Source organism: Pantoea sp. EKM20T (genome assembly GCF_011800485.1).
In the GTDB taxonomy this organism is placed as follows: Bacteria; Pseudomonadota; Gammaproteobacteria; order Enterobacterales; family Enterobacteriaceae; genus Pantoea; species Pantoea agglomerans.
Window position 1 is genome coordinate 1 of the sequence record NZ_JAALFW010000043.1, and the last position, 329, is coordinate 329.

The following is a 329-nucleotide window of genomic DNA, read 5'->3' on the forward strand; positions in this document are numbered from 1 at the left end:
GGCGCTACGGCGTTTCACTTCTGAGTTCGGCATGGGGTCAGGTGGGACCACCGCGCTAAAGCCGCCAGGCAAATTCTTTGTGCTCTGTCCTGTGTCTTTTGTGCTGATGCTGCGTTGGCCGCCCTCGCGCTACTCCGTCACATACTTCAGTATGCTCCTTCGTATCGCCCGGTTGCCGCCTTGCCTCAGCGCAAAATCCTTCGGACTTCAGTCCGCAGGACACAACTGTATCCGGTTAACAAGCTGAAAACCTGTCTCTCAAAAACGCCTCTGGCGTTGTAAGGTTAAGCCTCACGGGTCATTAGTACCGGTTAGCTCAACGCATCGCT

1 rRNA gene is annotated in these 329 nt (G+C 55.3%); it reads right to left on the minus strand.

Going from position 1 to position 329, the window contains the following annotated elements:
* Positions 1-69: ribosomal RNA gene (gene rrf / locus HFD94_RS22805) — 5S ribosomal RNA — on the minus strand; the annotation flags it as partial.
* Positions 70-329 lie beyond the last annotated feature (260 nt).